At 55.5% G+C, this 12404-nt stretch carries 13 protein-coding genes; 9 read left to right on the forward strand and 4 right to left on the reverse strand.

Annotation, left to right across the window (positions count from 1 at the left end; genetic code table 11):
* The first annotated feature begins 99 nt into the window (after window positions 1-99).
* Window positions 100-1485: an MATE family efflux transporter gene (locus EV681_RS13250; RefSeq protein WP_128393032.1), complete on the forward strand. Its 1386-nt coding sequence runs from the start codon at window positions 100-102 to the stop codon at window positions 1483-1485.
* Between the two features lie 84 nt (window positions 1486-1569).
* Complete coding sequence (locus tag EV681_RS13255; RefSeq protein WP_130304261.1) at window positions 1570-2019, forward strand: PaaI family thioesterase; 450 nt, start codon at window positions 1570-1572, stop codon at window positions 2017-2019.
* Window positions 2020-2037: 18 nt separating this feature from the next.
* Here EV681_RS13255 and EV681_RS13260 read toward each other — a convergent pair whose 3' ends face one another.
* The 3 genes from EV681_RS13260 to EV681_RS13270 form a co-directional block, all read right to left on the reverse strand.
* Window positions 2038-2433 carry a VOC family protein gene (locus tag EV681_RS13260; RefSeq protein WP_165393044.1) on the reverse strand — a complete coding sequence of 132 codons (396 nt, stop codon included), beginning with the start codon at window positions 2431-2433 and terminating at the stop codon, window positions 2038-2040.
* 116 nt (window positions 2434-2549) lie between these two features.
* Window positions 2550-3290 carry a helix-turn-helix domain-containing protein gene (locus tag EV681_RS13265; protein WP_130304263.1) on the reverse strand — a complete coding sequence of 247 codons (741 nt, stop codon included), beginning with the start codon at window positions 3288-3290 and terminating at the stop codon, window positions 2550-2552.
* A 49-nt stretch (window positions 3291-3339) separates the two neighbouring features.
* Window positions 3340-4866 (reverse strand): CoA-acylating methylmalonate-semialdehyde dehydrogenase, encoded by a 1527-nt coding sequence (locus tag EV681_RS13270; RefSeq protein WP_128393028.1) that lies wholly within the window; start codon window positions 4864-4866, stop codon window positions 3340-3342.
* A gap of 103 nt (window positions 4867-4969) precedes the next feature.
* Between EV681_RS13270 and EV681_RS13275 the strand changes: the two genes are divergently transcribed.
* The 7 genes from EV681_RS13275 (at window position 4970) to EV681_RS13305 (ending at window position 11285) form a co-directional block, all read left to right on the forward strand.
* Window positions 4970-5902, forward strand: a complete 933-nt coding sequence (locus EV681_RS13275; protein ID WP_130304264.1) for a LysR family transcriptional regulator — start codon at window positions 4970-4972, stop codon at window positions 5900-5902.
* 396 nt (window positions 5903-6298) lie between these two features.
* Entirely contained in the window at window positions 6299-7270 is a 972-nt protein-coding gene (locus EV681_RS13280; RefSeq protein ID WP_165393045.1) for a Bug family tripartite tricarboxylate transporter substrate binding protein, read from the forward strand.
* Window positions 7271-7289: 19 nt separating this feature from the next.
* Window positions 7290-7976 carry an RraA family protein gene (locus tag EV681_RS13285; RefSeq protein WP_128393025.1) on the forward strand — a complete coding sequence of 229 codons (687 nt, stop codon included), beginning with the start codon at window positions 7290-7292 and terminating at the stop codon, window positions 7974-7976.
* Window positions 7973-8926, forward strand: coding sequence for an NAD(P)-dependent oxidoreductase (locus EV681_RS13290; protein ID WP_130304266.1), 954 nt, complete (start codon window positions 7973-7975; stop codon window positions 8924-8926). Before EV681_RS13285 ends, EV681_RS13290 begins: the two co-directional genes overlap by 4 nt.
* A 184-nt stretch (window positions 8927-9110) precedes the next feature.
* Window positions 9111-9863, forward strand: a complete 753-nt coding sequence (locus EV681_RS13295; protein WP_128393023.1) for an IclR family transcriptional regulator — start codon at window positions 9111-9113, stop codon at window positions 9861-9863.
* Between the two features lie 142 nt (window positions 9864-10005).
* On the forward strand, window positions 10006-10956 hold the full coding sequence (locus EV681_RS13300; RefSeq protein WP_128393022.1) for a DnaJ C-terminal domain-containing protein: 951 nt from the start codon (window positions 10006-10008) through the stop codon (window positions 10954-10956).
* Window positions 10953-11285 carry a chaperone modulator CbpM gene (locus EV681_RS13305; RefSeq protein ID WP_128393021.1) on the forward strand — a complete coding sequence of 111 codons (333 nt, stop codon included), beginning with the start codon at window positions 10953-10955 and terminating at the stop codon, window positions 11283-11285. Before EV681_RS13300 ends, EV681_RS13305 begins: the two co-directional genes overlap by 4 nt.
* Window positions 11286-11335: 50 nt before the next feature.
* On the opposite strand, the gene EV681_RS13310 is transcribed toward EV681_RS13305, so the two are convergent.
* Complete coding sequence (locus tag EV681_RS13310; protein ID WP_128393929.1) at window positions 11336-12268, reverse strand: LysR family transcriptional regulator; 933 nt, start codon at window positions 12266-12268, stop codon at window positions 11336-11338.
* Window positions 12269-12404: the final 136 nt, after the last annotated feature.

Here is a 12404-nt window from a genome sequence, read left to right on the forward strand (position 1 = left end):
CTATAGCGTGCCGTCTCGTCGCATTGCAGGCTGAAAAAAAATAATTTGAGATATCATGTACTGGTTCAAATTTTTTGCGCTGTTTGCATTTGGTGTGTTGTGAAAGCTGGTACGACTGTCAAAGAGATTGCTTTTCTTGCCTGGCCTCTGGTCCTGATGCAACTGGCTTCGATCGCCCTGACCACCACCGACCTGATTATGATGGGTATGCTCGGCCCGACAGAGATTGCGGCCGGAGGCATTGCCATTACGCTGTTCGGGCTGCTCAGAACGTCCAGTGTTGGGCTGGTCACCCCGGTGGGCAATCTGTTTGCACAGACCTGGGCCAGGGGTGGCATTAGTGTCAGATCCCGGCTGGCTTCCCAGGTACGCCTGTGCCTGCTGCTGGCAACGGCGTGCGGCGCAGTGATGGTCGCCTTTATGCTGCTCGCCTTTCCTTTATTGCGCTATCTGGGCCAGGACCCGCAATTGTTGTCACTGGGATATTCGCTTTTGGTTTTTCTGGCGCCCAGCCTTATTCCGCTGCTGTGGCTGCAGGTGTTGCGCAATGCGGCGGTGGCGCTCAAGCGTCCAGGTCCTTTATTGCTGATTACGTTGTTCGCTGTTCTGGTCAATATTGGCCTGAATCTGCTGTTTGTGTTTGGCGTTGGCGCCTGGACAGGACTCGGGTTGCCCGGTGTGGGCCTGGCAACGTTGCTGACTCAAACGCTGATGGCGGTGGGGTTTTACGCCTTGGTTCGTCGCGACAGGCTGCTGGCGCCCGTGCTGCGGTTGCCTACGCCCGGCACTGTCTCGTTGCGCTCGACCCAATCCCGACTGTTTATTCGTGACACCTTCAGGCTGGGGTTGCCCACCGGTGCGGCCTATGCCAGCGAAGCGGGGTTTGTTTCGGTGCTGACCCTGGTCGCGGGGACCCTTGGCGCGGCCAGTCTGGCGGCCCATACCCTTGCATTCCAGTATGTGAATATTGCATTCATGGTTTCCATCGGCTTGTCCCATGCGGTATCCATTCATATGAGTCATGCTTTGCCACAGCGCGATACATTGCGCTTGCGATTGCTGGCCAAGGCGATTATCCGGATGGGTTTTGTGGCGATGGGCGTGGTAGCCATTATTTATGTGACCATACCCCAAACCCTGATCGGCCTGTTTCTGCAAGAGAATACGAAAAATGTCGGCAGTGTTCTGCAGATTGCCGTTCCCCTGCTGGCTCTGGCTGCGCTACTGCAATTTGCCGATTGTCAGCAAAATCTGGCAGTGGGCGCCATGCGCGGCATTCTCAAGGCCCGTGATACATTCGTGCTGACCATGGTGGGGTATTGGTTGATTGGTGTACCTGTCGTACTGGTATTTACCTTTATCTTTCATATGGGCGTCAATGGTATCTGGCTGGGATTTTTCATCGGGCTGAGCGCTACTGCGCTGTTGCTCTGGCGACGGTTTTATTATTATGTACGTCAGATGGAGCATCAGGCTCAGCGTTAAGACGCAGCAATAGGGCAGGGGGTGGCGGTCATAGACATGCGATGACCGTATCTGAAGCCTTACCTAACATTGGGAAATGAGATCATGAATCAGACTGTCAGCAACGACGATGTGTTGAAAAGGGTACGGGGCATTCTGGCCCGGCAACCGTTCAGTACGCTATTGAAAACCGAGGCCACGCAAGCGTCGGCAGATGGCACGTGTGAGTTTCGGATTTCTATTGATGACAATCTCATGCAGCATCTGGGCACGGTGCATGGCGGCGTGCTCGGCTATGCCGCCGATACCGCGCTTACCTTTGCTGCTGGCATTGCCTATGGAATTCCAGTGATCACATCTGAATTCAAGATCAATTTCTTGCGACCTGTCGTCGGAGAGGTACTCGTGGCCAAAGGACACGTCGTCTATAAGGGGCGCACCCAGGCCGTCACACGCTGCGATTTGTTTGTTGTAAAGGAAGGCGAGGAAAAACTGTGCGCCACAGCCCAGGGCACGATTGTCGTGCTGCCAGAGCCAGCTGGTTCCGGGGCCTAACTTCGTTCGCAACGCCGATTATGCCGCTTGCCCGCCGCTATCGCGCTGCTCAACGACGTCTATGCAGACACCGGCCGGGTCCAGCAACATGAAATGACGCTGACCCCAGGGTTCATCCTTCAAGGGCAGGAAGATGTCGCAGTCCCGGCTTTGTGTCAGCCTGCGATATTCCTGTTCGGCATTGTCAACTTCAATACTCAACACCATACCTGCGCCCTGGTAGGCTGCGTGCAATTGCGGCGGCTGATTGGCGCTGTTCGGAGCCATGAAAGCCAGTTCGGCGCCGCTTGTTTCATGCACAAGATGAACATACCAATCTTCCTGGAAGACGACGCTAAAAGCAAAATGGCGCGTGTAAAAATCGGCACAAGACTGCAGTTTTTCGGTAATCACAATTGAATAGACTTTTTTCATTATGGGCTCCTGGATCGCAGGCCCGATCATAGGCCGTCTGGCATCGCCTGTATTGTATATTTCGGCCATAGTTGGTCAGGCGTGCCGGCCTGGCTTTTAGTGAGACTATTCTTTTTCTAGCGGTATTGCTGTCGGAATGCCACGGGTGTAATACCCGTGATGCGCTTGAACTCACGGATGTAATGCGACTGATCGGTATAGGCATCTATGCGCTGGGTGGCTAGTGCCTGGTGAAAGCGAAGTATCTTCAGAAAATCGTGGGCCGAGAACCCGGTTTTTTCCGGAAAGAGCCGTTGTAACTGCCTGCGGCTGTAGCCGGATATTCGGGCCAGGTCGTTCACACACGTCAAACGGTCCGCTTGCGCCAGCAATTGTGGCATCCAGGCCGCGTCGTTGAGAACGCCGAGCTCAGTGAGCTGGCGCACGAAATATTGCAGTTGTTGTTGCTGGTCCGACTGTGAACATGCGCTCAACTGACGGATGAAGGCAGGCATGTCGAGGCCGCCCAGCGAGCAAAAGGTCTGTGGTTGCGCGATAATAGGCTGCGATCCGCACCAGACACCGGGGTAAAGTCGAATGCCGCAATAATCAAACTGTCGTCCCAGATTCAGATCAAGTGCCCGTATGCCCGGTGACATGACCAGAACACCTTCTGCCTGCCCGGACAGATCAAAGACCAGATCAATGCACGCGTCTGGTACCACCAGGTAGTGGCAATCGCTGGGTAGCGTACAGGTGGAACGCAATTGCCAGAGACAATATATCTGGTCTTGGAATACAGAATCAGGATGGTGTTCCTGATAGAAAACACCATCCTGCAGAAAACGAGGGATACCGGGTTGGACGGGCGTATGCATGAACGCCAGTTTACCGGTCCCCTATACAAAGTGAAATAACAAAGTGAAATTATTTTGCCGTTGGCATTGCAAATTCCGCGCCTTTGTCAATGCTTTGCGGCCAGCGTTGCATGATGGACTTCTGACGTGTATAAAAGCGCACGCCTTCCTCGCCGTAGGCATGCATATCGCCGAACAGGCTTTTTTTCCAGCCGCCGAACCCGTGCCATGCCATCGGCACCGGAATAGGCACGTTAATGCCGACCATGCCAACCAGAATGCGGCGTGAAAACTCTCGGGCGGTATGCCCGTCGCTGGTAAAGCACGATACGCCATTGCCAAATTCGTGGTCATTGATCAGATTGATCGCTTCGCCCAGGTCTTTGACCCGGATGCATGCAAGTACAGGGCCAAAGATTTCTTCCCTGTAGATTCGCATGTCCGCCGTCACATTGTCAAACAGCGTGCCGCCGGTGAAAAAGCCTTCCTCATTGCCTTGTACTTTATGGCCGCGTCCATCAACGACAAGCTTGGCCCCTTCTTTTACGCCAATCTCAATGTACGATTCGATTTTTTCCAGCGACTGGCGGGTAACGATGGGGCCCATTTCGGCTTTCGGGTTCATGCCATCTGCAATAACAAGCTGTTTGGCTCTTTCGGCAACTCGTTCGACAATCGTATCGGCAATGTCGCCAACCAGCACGGCAACCGAAATCGCCATGCAGCGCTCGCCTGCAGATCCGTAAGCGGCGCCGATCAAGGCGTCGACGGTCCGGTCGATATCTGCGTCAGGCATGACGACCATGTGGTTTTTGGCGCCGCCCAATGCCTGTACCCGTTTGCCAAAATGAGCCGCGCGCTCGCTGATGTAGTGTGCAATCGGCGTGGAGCCAACAAAACTGACGGCAGAGACGTCCGGGTGCTCCAGAATGGCATCTACTGCTGGTTTGCCGCCCTGGACCACGTTGAAGACCCCGTCGGGCAGGCCGGCTTCCTTGAACAGGCGCGCCATGAACAGGGAGGCGCTGGGATCACGCTCGCTGGGTTTAAGGATAAAGGTATTGCCGGCGGCGATGGCTACCGGGAACATCCAGCACGGTACCATGCAGGGAAAGTTAAATGGTGTAATGCCGGCAACGACACCCAGGGGCTGGCGCATGGTCCAGTTGTCGATACCCGTAGATACCTGATCCGTGAAGTCGCCTTTGAGCAGTTGAGGAATGCCGCAGGCAAATTCGATGACATCGATACCGCGTGCAACTTCGCCCTGGGCATCGCTGAAAACTTTACCGTGTTCGGCTGTAATAATGGCTGCCAGCGTGTCGGCGTGTTCATGCATTAAACCGAGAAACCGGTTCATAATGCGCGCCCTGCGAATGGGGGGAACATCGGCCCATCCTGCGGCCGCTGCCTTGGCTGCGCTGACCGCAAGGTTTACCTCGTTTGCGCCCGAGAGCACAACATGGCGTGCGGTCTGACCGGTGGCCGGATTGAACACGGCCTGTTTTTCCGTTGACTGGGGTGTAACGGTGCTGCCATTGATATAGTTGACGACATCGGTGCTATCTGTGAAAGCGGCTGTGGACGGGGAATTCATATTTGGCTCCTTGCTGATGATGGCACCAGTATAGACACGGCAAAGCGACGCGATCAATAGGCCAGTTGTGGATTAATTGTTCAAAATAATGGACAATGCAGGTATGAAAAATTTGAAAAATGAACCGTTGTGGTCTCATATCTACTGGCTGGGGATGCTGGAGGTTGCCGGCAGCTATACCGCGGCGGCCCAGCGGCTGGGGGTCAGCAAGGCGGCCATGAGCCAGCGCATACAGGAACTGGAAAGCGCCCTGGGGATTGCGCTGGTCCAGCGCACGACGCGCAGCGTGAGGCTGACTGAAGCCGGGCGCGAACTGGTTGCCGAAACCAGACCGGCATTCAGCAGCATTGAAACCGGATGCGCCCGCATTCGCGAACTGGCCGATACGCCCCAGGGCATTATTCGCCTGACTGCACCGGTGGCGCTGGCCCGCCAACAGATTATTCCGCGGCTTCCTGCTTTCATGCGTCAATACCCGAAAATCCGCATCGACATTGAGCTGTCCGACCATATCAGCCCGCTGGCGCAGGAAGGTTTTGATCTTGCCATTCGTCATTCTTCCACGGTGCCCGAAACCTATGTTGCCTGGAAGCTTTGCACCACCAGAACGCTGCTGCTTGCCAGCCGGGAGTATCTGAAAACGCACCCCCGGCCGGTGCGGCCGCAGGATCTGGTTGATCACAACTGTCTTACCTATTTGCGTTCAGGAGGGCAGCCGGCCTGGCATTTTGAGAGCCGCAGATCATCGTCGCGAAGGGTAAGCGTACAGGTCAACGGTTCATTTGCTGCCAACAACAGCGAAACGCTCAGGGAAATGGTGCTGGCACACCAGGGTATTGCGCTGGTGCCCGATTTTTCGGTGGCAAGAGAATTGGACCGGGGCACGCTGGTTGAACTGCTGCCGCAATGGCAGTCGGTCAGTGTCTTTGGCGACCATATTTATGCGCTGCGTCCTTACAGCCCGCATGTGCCGGGCATTATCCGCCTGCTGGTGGATTACCTGAAAGCATCGTTTCGGGAACAATCTTTTCTGTAGTCTCTGCATTGGGCGGGCAAGCGCTGCAATCTGCACGGCAGCGGCCCGTCATGCCAGGTGGCCGTGCTTTTCGGTTATGGCGCCATAGCTGCTGTCTGGTTGAACAGATTGTGCGCTGCCAAAGGCCGGCCCTTATTCCCTGTACTCCTTTTACTCCTTTTACTCCTTTTACTCGCTTCGCTCCTGTTGTTCCAGCGGCAGTCGCTGCTGCATTTTTCTGCTGCCAGCCTGCGATTGCATGTGTAATCCAGCCGAACAAGTGATCACGCGTATTGCGATTGCATTGTCCAGTATGCGTTGCATTGTACAAAACGCCATTGCAAACAACGAATCGCATGGATAGGATTCGTTCAGCTTCAATGCGATCGTAATAATCAGAAAATAACGGAGACAATGATGAAAACAGGTTCAAAGCTGATCTTGGCACTCGCGTGCCTGCTTGCGGTACCAGCCGCTCATGCGCAGGCTTATCCGACCAGAGCGGTCAAGCTTATCGTGCCATTTCCGCCAGGCGGGGGAACGGATTATATTGCCCGCGAGCTGGCCTTGCATATGGGTAAACAGAAGAACTGGAATGTGGTGGTAGAGAACCGGCCGGGGGCGGGTGGAAGCGTGGGACTGGGATCGGCAGCCAATGCAAAGCCCGATGGATACACCATCGTATTGGGGCAGACCAGCAATCTGGCCATTTTGCCTACGCTGCAACCCAAGATCCAGTATGACCCGGTTAGCAGTTTTACTCCAGTTGCGCTGGTCGCCGAAGCCCCGCTGGTATTTGTCGGCCCCAAACAGGCTACTTATTCGAATGCTCAGCAATTTATCGAACAAGTTAAGGCAGCGCCGCCAAATAGCATGAATTTCGGCATCCCGGGCATCGGCACGGTGGCTCATTTGACCTCCGTGCTGTTTCAGCAGAAATCAGGTATCAAGATTGAAAATATTCCCTACAAAGGCGCGGCCGACGGCATTCCTTCGCTGATCGGCAATCAGATTCAGGCGTATATGTCATCGGCGTCTACCCTGACTGGCGCGATTGAAGATAAGCAGATCAAGCCGCTGGGTGTCACCTCCCTGATCCGTATGAAGACCTTGCCCGATGTGCCGACACTGGACGAATCCGGCTTCAAGGGGTTTAACGCGACCACCTGGTTTGGCATTCTGGTTCCCGCGGCAACGCCCCGTGAAATCGTGGATGTATTGGGTGAGGCCATCCGGACCGCGATGGACGATAAAAAATTCCAGGAGCAGATCGAGAACTCTGGAGCGATGGTTGTCGATGGCGATCAGCGCTCATTTGCTGAAAGAATAAAAACCGATACCGCGATGTGGGCCGATGTCATCAAGACCGCAAATATCTCGCTCAAATAGACAGGACCAGGCAAGCGTTATGACGAATTTACCATTTATCCGCAAGGACATTCGACGGCCGGATCCGAATCTGGTTAGGCGTGCTGCCCGGTTTCAGGCAGCCATACTGGCAGACGTGGGCGGGCGTCGCGGTACACTCGGCGGCAGCATACAGTCGCGGGTCCCGGGAATGAAAGTTGCCGGACCGGCATTTACGGTAGAAGTGCGCCCGGGCGATAATCTGATGTTTCATGCAGCACTGGCCATGGCGCAGCCGGGAGATGTCATTGTGGTTGAAGGCAAGGGCGACCTGACTGCGGCATTGTGTGGAACCATTATGGTTACCCAGGCGCAGGCAGCAGGCCTGGCCGGCTTCGTCGTCGATGGGGCGACCCGCGACACTGAAGAAATTGCTGCGGGCAAGTTTGCCGTATTTTCTGCAGGAACCAATCCCAACGGCCCCACCAAATCGCTTGGCGGTCGTATTAACTGGCCGGTTACGCTGGCCGGTACGACCGTCAATCCGGGCGATCTGATCGTGGGCGATGATGACGGTGTGGTTGTGGTTCCCCAGGAAAATATCGAAGAAATACTGATTCTGGCAGAACAGAAAGTGCAAGCCGAAGCCAAAAGGATTGCGCAAATCCTGGACGGGAATCTCGGGGCGCCCTGGCTTGAGAATGCGCTTGTGCAGGCCGGTGTATTGCGCCAGGGAGAAGCGTTGTGACTGCGGCCCGCCACAAGATTCTGGTCACGGGCGCCGACCTTGCCGCCCAGGCACTGCAAGCGCTGCAGGACTATGAAGTGATTTATACCGGCGCTTTGCCGACCGAGGCGCAACTTATTGCACTTGTGAAAGCGCATGATCCCATCGGTATCATTGTGCGATACGGCAGGATTACCAGAAGCGTCATAGAGCACGCACGCAGTCTGAAGGTCATCTCCAAGCATGGTAGCGGCATTGATACGATTGACGTGGCCGCGGCCAAAGACAATGGTGTTGTTGTGCGTGCAGCTGCGGGCGCCAATGCTGCTGCAGTTGCCGAGCATGCACTGGGTCTGCTGCTGGCGTGTGCAAAATCCATTGCGCAACAGAATGCACGCATGCATGACGGCCACTGGGATAAAGCCAGGCACAAGAGTATTGAGCTGCGAACCAAAACAATCGGGTTGATCGGGTTGGGCAGCATTGGGCGCAAAATGGCCGCGATGTGCCGGGCCATGCAGCTCAATGTGATTGCCTATGACCCCTTTGTGACGCATGACGACAATCTTGCCTTGGTGCCACTGGAGCAAATCTGGTCCGAAGCGGATTTCATTTCGCTGCACTGTCCGCTGTCCGAAGAGAATCGTCATTTAATCAATGCGGGCACACTGGCCGCATGCCGCAAGGGAGTCATATTGATCAACACGGCCCGTGGCGGACTGGTTGATGAAGTGGCACTGCTGGCTGCTGTGCAGTCCGGTCAGGTGTTTGCTGCCGGGCTCGACAGTTTCGCTCAGGAGCCGCCTGCCAAGGATCATGTCTTCTTTGGCGAGCCGCAAATTATTCTGAGCCCGCATGTAGGCGGGGTGACCGGTCAGGCGTATATCGACATGGGCGTGGCTGCTGCAGAAAACCTGTTGCGCAGTCTTGTCGATAGTGGCATTCAGAGTCAGAAAGCACAGACTGCCTAGCGTCCCATTCGCATGACACCATCAAATGTATATAAACTGATGCAGGGATGTACCTGGCGCAAGTCGCAGCTTTTTTTTTGGATGGTGTCTGTGCGTCCTGGTCACGCAGTAACATTGCATGGGATGAACGGGCAGCCGGCCGGTGCCTGTATCTGTATAGTTGATTGACACGAGGGTTGGCGACTTGAAGAACAAAAAAGATCAGGAAAAAGATGGCGAGAACGTGATTGCAGTGTCGCGTGCCATCGGCCTGCTTGAAAGTTTCCTACCGGATGACGAGTATCTTTCACTGCTGCAACTGAGCACCAGAACTCAGTTGCACAAGTCCACAGTGTTGCGCATTGCGCGCACTCTGGCGCATCACCGCTATCTTGTGCAGCGCGAGGATGGCGCATGGCGCCTTGGGCCGGCGGCTGGCTGGCTTGGTGCCAGATACCGCTCGTCGTTTGATGTTTCGGCCGCCGTAGAGCCGGTCTTGCAGGAGTTGTCGGCCTTGTCCTCGGAGAGTTCCACCTTTTTTGTGCAGGAAGGTGAGGCACGAATTTGCCTGTATCGCATCGAAGGTCCCCAGGCGATACGGTTTCATATCAGCGTCGGTCAGGTGCTGCCACTGGACAAGGGGTCTCCTGGCAAGGTCATTCTTGCCTTTTCCGGCAAGCCTGGCCGACAATACGATGCCATTCGCCGCCAGGGTTACTATATTTCCATTGGCGAGCGAGATCAGGATGTGGCCAGCATTTCTGCTCCGGTTTACGGCGTCAATTGGAAACTGCTGGGGGCGATCAGTATTTCCGGACCTTCCAGCAGATTGTCCCGTGTCATTCTCAAGGGGTATGCCGAAACCCTGATCACCAAGGCCAACCGATTGTCCCTGGCCCTGGGCGGCAAGCACAAGGGCCTGCCACCCAACCCACAGCGGACCACCTGGCACCCGTAACAGCAACCAGTTTGCCCATTCCCGCTATGACAATTGTGAAGCCCTTGCTGGCAATCGTCGTCGCCAGCGATGGTGCAGCGGCAAATACTTGTTAAAATCACTGCAATAGAACCCGTAATGACATTGAAACCGGCAGGTGCAAATGAAATACGTTGATTATTACAAAACCCTTGGTGTAGAGCGCAATGCGACCGAGGCACAGATCAAGAAGGCCTATCGCAGCCTGGCTCACAAATATCATCCCGATATATCCAAGGAGCCCGATGCCGAGACTAAATTCAAGGAAGTGGCCGAAGCCTACGCTACGCTGAAAGACCCGGAAAAACGTGCAGCCTATGATAATCTTGGTCAGCACCGGCCGGGCGACGATTTTGTACCACCGCATCAATGGCAACAGCATTTTCATGAATCATCAGAAGACTTTTCGGATGTGGACCTGTCCGATCTGCTAAAGGCGTTTGCCGAGGCGCAGCGCGAAGGGGCGACCAAATATGCCAATCGTGCGCGCCACGGAGAAACTTTTGAATTCACCATGCCGGTTACGCTGGAGCAAATTTATAACGGCGCTGAAACCGAGATTTCCGTTGCGGTCCCCGATTATGACAGCCAGGGCCTGCTGCATCGTGTGCCGAAAACCTTTCGCATTCGCATTCCCAAGGGCGCGGCCGATGGTCAGCGTTTGCGGCTGGCGGGCAAAGGTGGGCAGGGCATGAATGGCGGCTCGCCTGGAGACTTGTTCGTCGTCATGAAGTTGCAGCCGCATAAGTATTTTCAGGTGAACGGCAATGATCTGACGCTTGAGGTGCCGTTGGCTCCATGGGAGGCGGTGCTGGGGGCGAGCGTGGAAATTCCCACGCTGGGCGGTCCGGTGGCGCTGACCATCCCGCCCGGTACGGTCGCTGGCCGCAAAATGCGCCTTTCCAAAAGAGGTCTGCCGGGCAATGGCAACGTACAGGGCGACTTGTATGCCATTATCACAATTGAAGTACCCAGTTCGGTGAGCGAACGTGAGAAGGCGTTGTACACCGAATTGGCTGCTGCGTCATCGGGCTTTGAGCCACGCAGGCAGCGTTTTGCAGGAGGTCAATCATGAGCGTGCAGATTACTGAAACCATCTGGCTGAACCAGGACGAAGTGTGTTCGCTGCAGCATGTGGCGGCCGTTTCTGGCTTGAGCGAAGCCGACATAATGGATCTGGTCGAGACCGGCGTGCTCTCGCCTGTGAGCGAGCATACCGGCTCTGGCATGTTTTATTCTGAATGTATTGTGGTGGCGCGCAAGGCGCGACGGCTGCGCGATGACTTTGATCTGAATGCCGACGCTGTCGCGCTGGTGCTCAATTTGCTGCGTCGGGTGGATGCGCTGGAATCCGAATTGCAGGCGTTGCAGCCGGCTGCCAGACGCAGTCGCCAGCCAAAGTAACCACAACTGCAATGTGAACAAGACGCGGCGATGGTCGGGCCGCGCTGTGTTTAGTATTGATACCGCTCCTGGGAATAGGCGGAGCGATGTTTTACGCAATAGTCCTTGAGCGATTGGATAAATCTCGTATCTACATCACGTTTGTGCCTGTCCTTCAGGCTGAACAGGGCAATGGGCGACAGTGTCCACTGCAGCGACCAGGGAACCACGGCCACGCCGGCAATGCGCACTAGCTCTTCTGCAATATCATTGGGTACGATAGAGACCACATGATCTCGCGCAGCAATGATTTCACCGGTCAGTTTTGCAGACAGGCTTTCGATGAGCGGCTGCGGGGGTACTACGCCGGCGCTCAGAAACATATCGGCCACCTGCTCGCGCAAGGGCGCCGGGGCCGGTTCAAGAATCCAGTCCAGTTCTGCCAGATGTCGCCAGTCGGCACGACGCTGGCCGAGTCGCGCTGCCAGTTCCCGGTTGGTAATCAGGCGCGGTGACTGGTAATAGAGCACTTCCTGCTGCAGTCCGGTCATGTCCAGGGATGCCGAAGCCCGGCCAATGACAAAATCCAGTGCGTGCTCCCTGAGCATCGTCATCAGGCTGCGGCTGGTGCCGTCGTGTATGGTAACGGTCATCCGCTGGCGATCGGGCAGGGTGCGCTCGAGCGCTGCAGACAGCATTTGCCCGGGAATGAACGGGATGGCGCCCACATGCAGATGGGCAACGCGGCCGGCATTGACCGCTGTCATTTCACGCGAGAGCGCGCTGACATCGTGCAACATGCTGCGGGCACGCGTCAGCAGAACCTTGCCTGCCGCTGTCGGTGTCATGCCGCGTCCGGTGCGCTCAAACAGGGGCACGCCGAACATATCTTCCAGCTCAGCCAATGCGTGGGTGACGGCAGGCTGGCTGGTGCCCATTTGCTGGGCAACACGGGTCAGCGCACCCAGTTCGCCAATGTGAAGCAGCAAGGTGAGATGGCGCATTTTCAGGCGACCTGCGAGTCTGTGTTCAAGCGTGTCGGCAGTAGGGGTGTTCAATTTTTAAGCAGCTATAAGGTAATTGATATATCATTATCATAATTGAAAATAATTTGCTTATGAAGAAAGCATAAACTGGATT

Source organism: Advenella incenata (genome assembly GCF_004217095.1).
Lineage (GTDB): Bacteria > Pseudomonadota > Gammaproteobacteria > Burkholderiales > Burkholderiaceae_B > Advenella > Advenella incenata.

Excerpts from the sequence above, each read along its gene's own strand:
- EV681_RS13260 (WP_165393044.1), bottom strand. The coding sequence starts at position 2,433 with ATGAAAAAAGTCTATTCAATTGTGATTACCGAAAAACTGCAGTCTTGT.
- EV681_RS13300 (WP_128393022.1), top strand. The coding sequence starts at position 10,006 with ATGAAATACGTTGATTATTACAAAACCCTTGGTGTAGAGCGCAATGCG.
- EV681_RS13285 (WP_128393025.1), top strand. The coding sequence starts at position 7,290 with ATGACGAATTTACCATTTATCCGCAAGGACATTCGACGGCCGGATCCG.
- EV681_RS13280 (WP_165393045.1), top strand. The coding sequence starts at position 6,299 with ATGAAAACAGGTTCAAAGCTGATCTTGGCACTCGCGTGCCTGCTTGCG.
- EV681_RS13305 (WP_128393021.1), top strand. The coding sequence starts at position 10,953 with ATGAGCGTGCAGATTACTGAAACCATCTGGCTGAACCAGGACGAAGTG.
- EV681_RS13255 (WP_130304261.1), top strand. The coding sequence starts at position 1,570 with ATGAATCAGACTGTCAGCAACGACGATGTGTTGAAAAGGGTACGGGGC.
- EV681_RS13310 (WP_128393929.1), bottom strand. The coding sequence starts at position 12,268 with ATGCGCCATCTCACCTTGCTGCTTCACATTGGCGAACTGGGTGCGCTG.
- EV681_RS13275 (WP_130304264.1), top strand. The coding sequence starts at position 4,970 with ATGAAAAATTTGAAAAATGAACCGTTGTGGTCTCATATCTACTGGCTG.
- EV681_RS13270 (WP_128393028.1), bottom strand. The coding sequence starts at position 4,866 with ATGAATTCCCCGTCCACAGCCGCTTTCACAGATAGCACCGATGTCGTC.
- EV681_RS13265 (WP_130304263.1), bottom strand. The coding sequence starts at position 3,290 with ATGCATACGCCCGTCCAACCCGGTATCCCTCGTTTTCTGCAGGATGGT.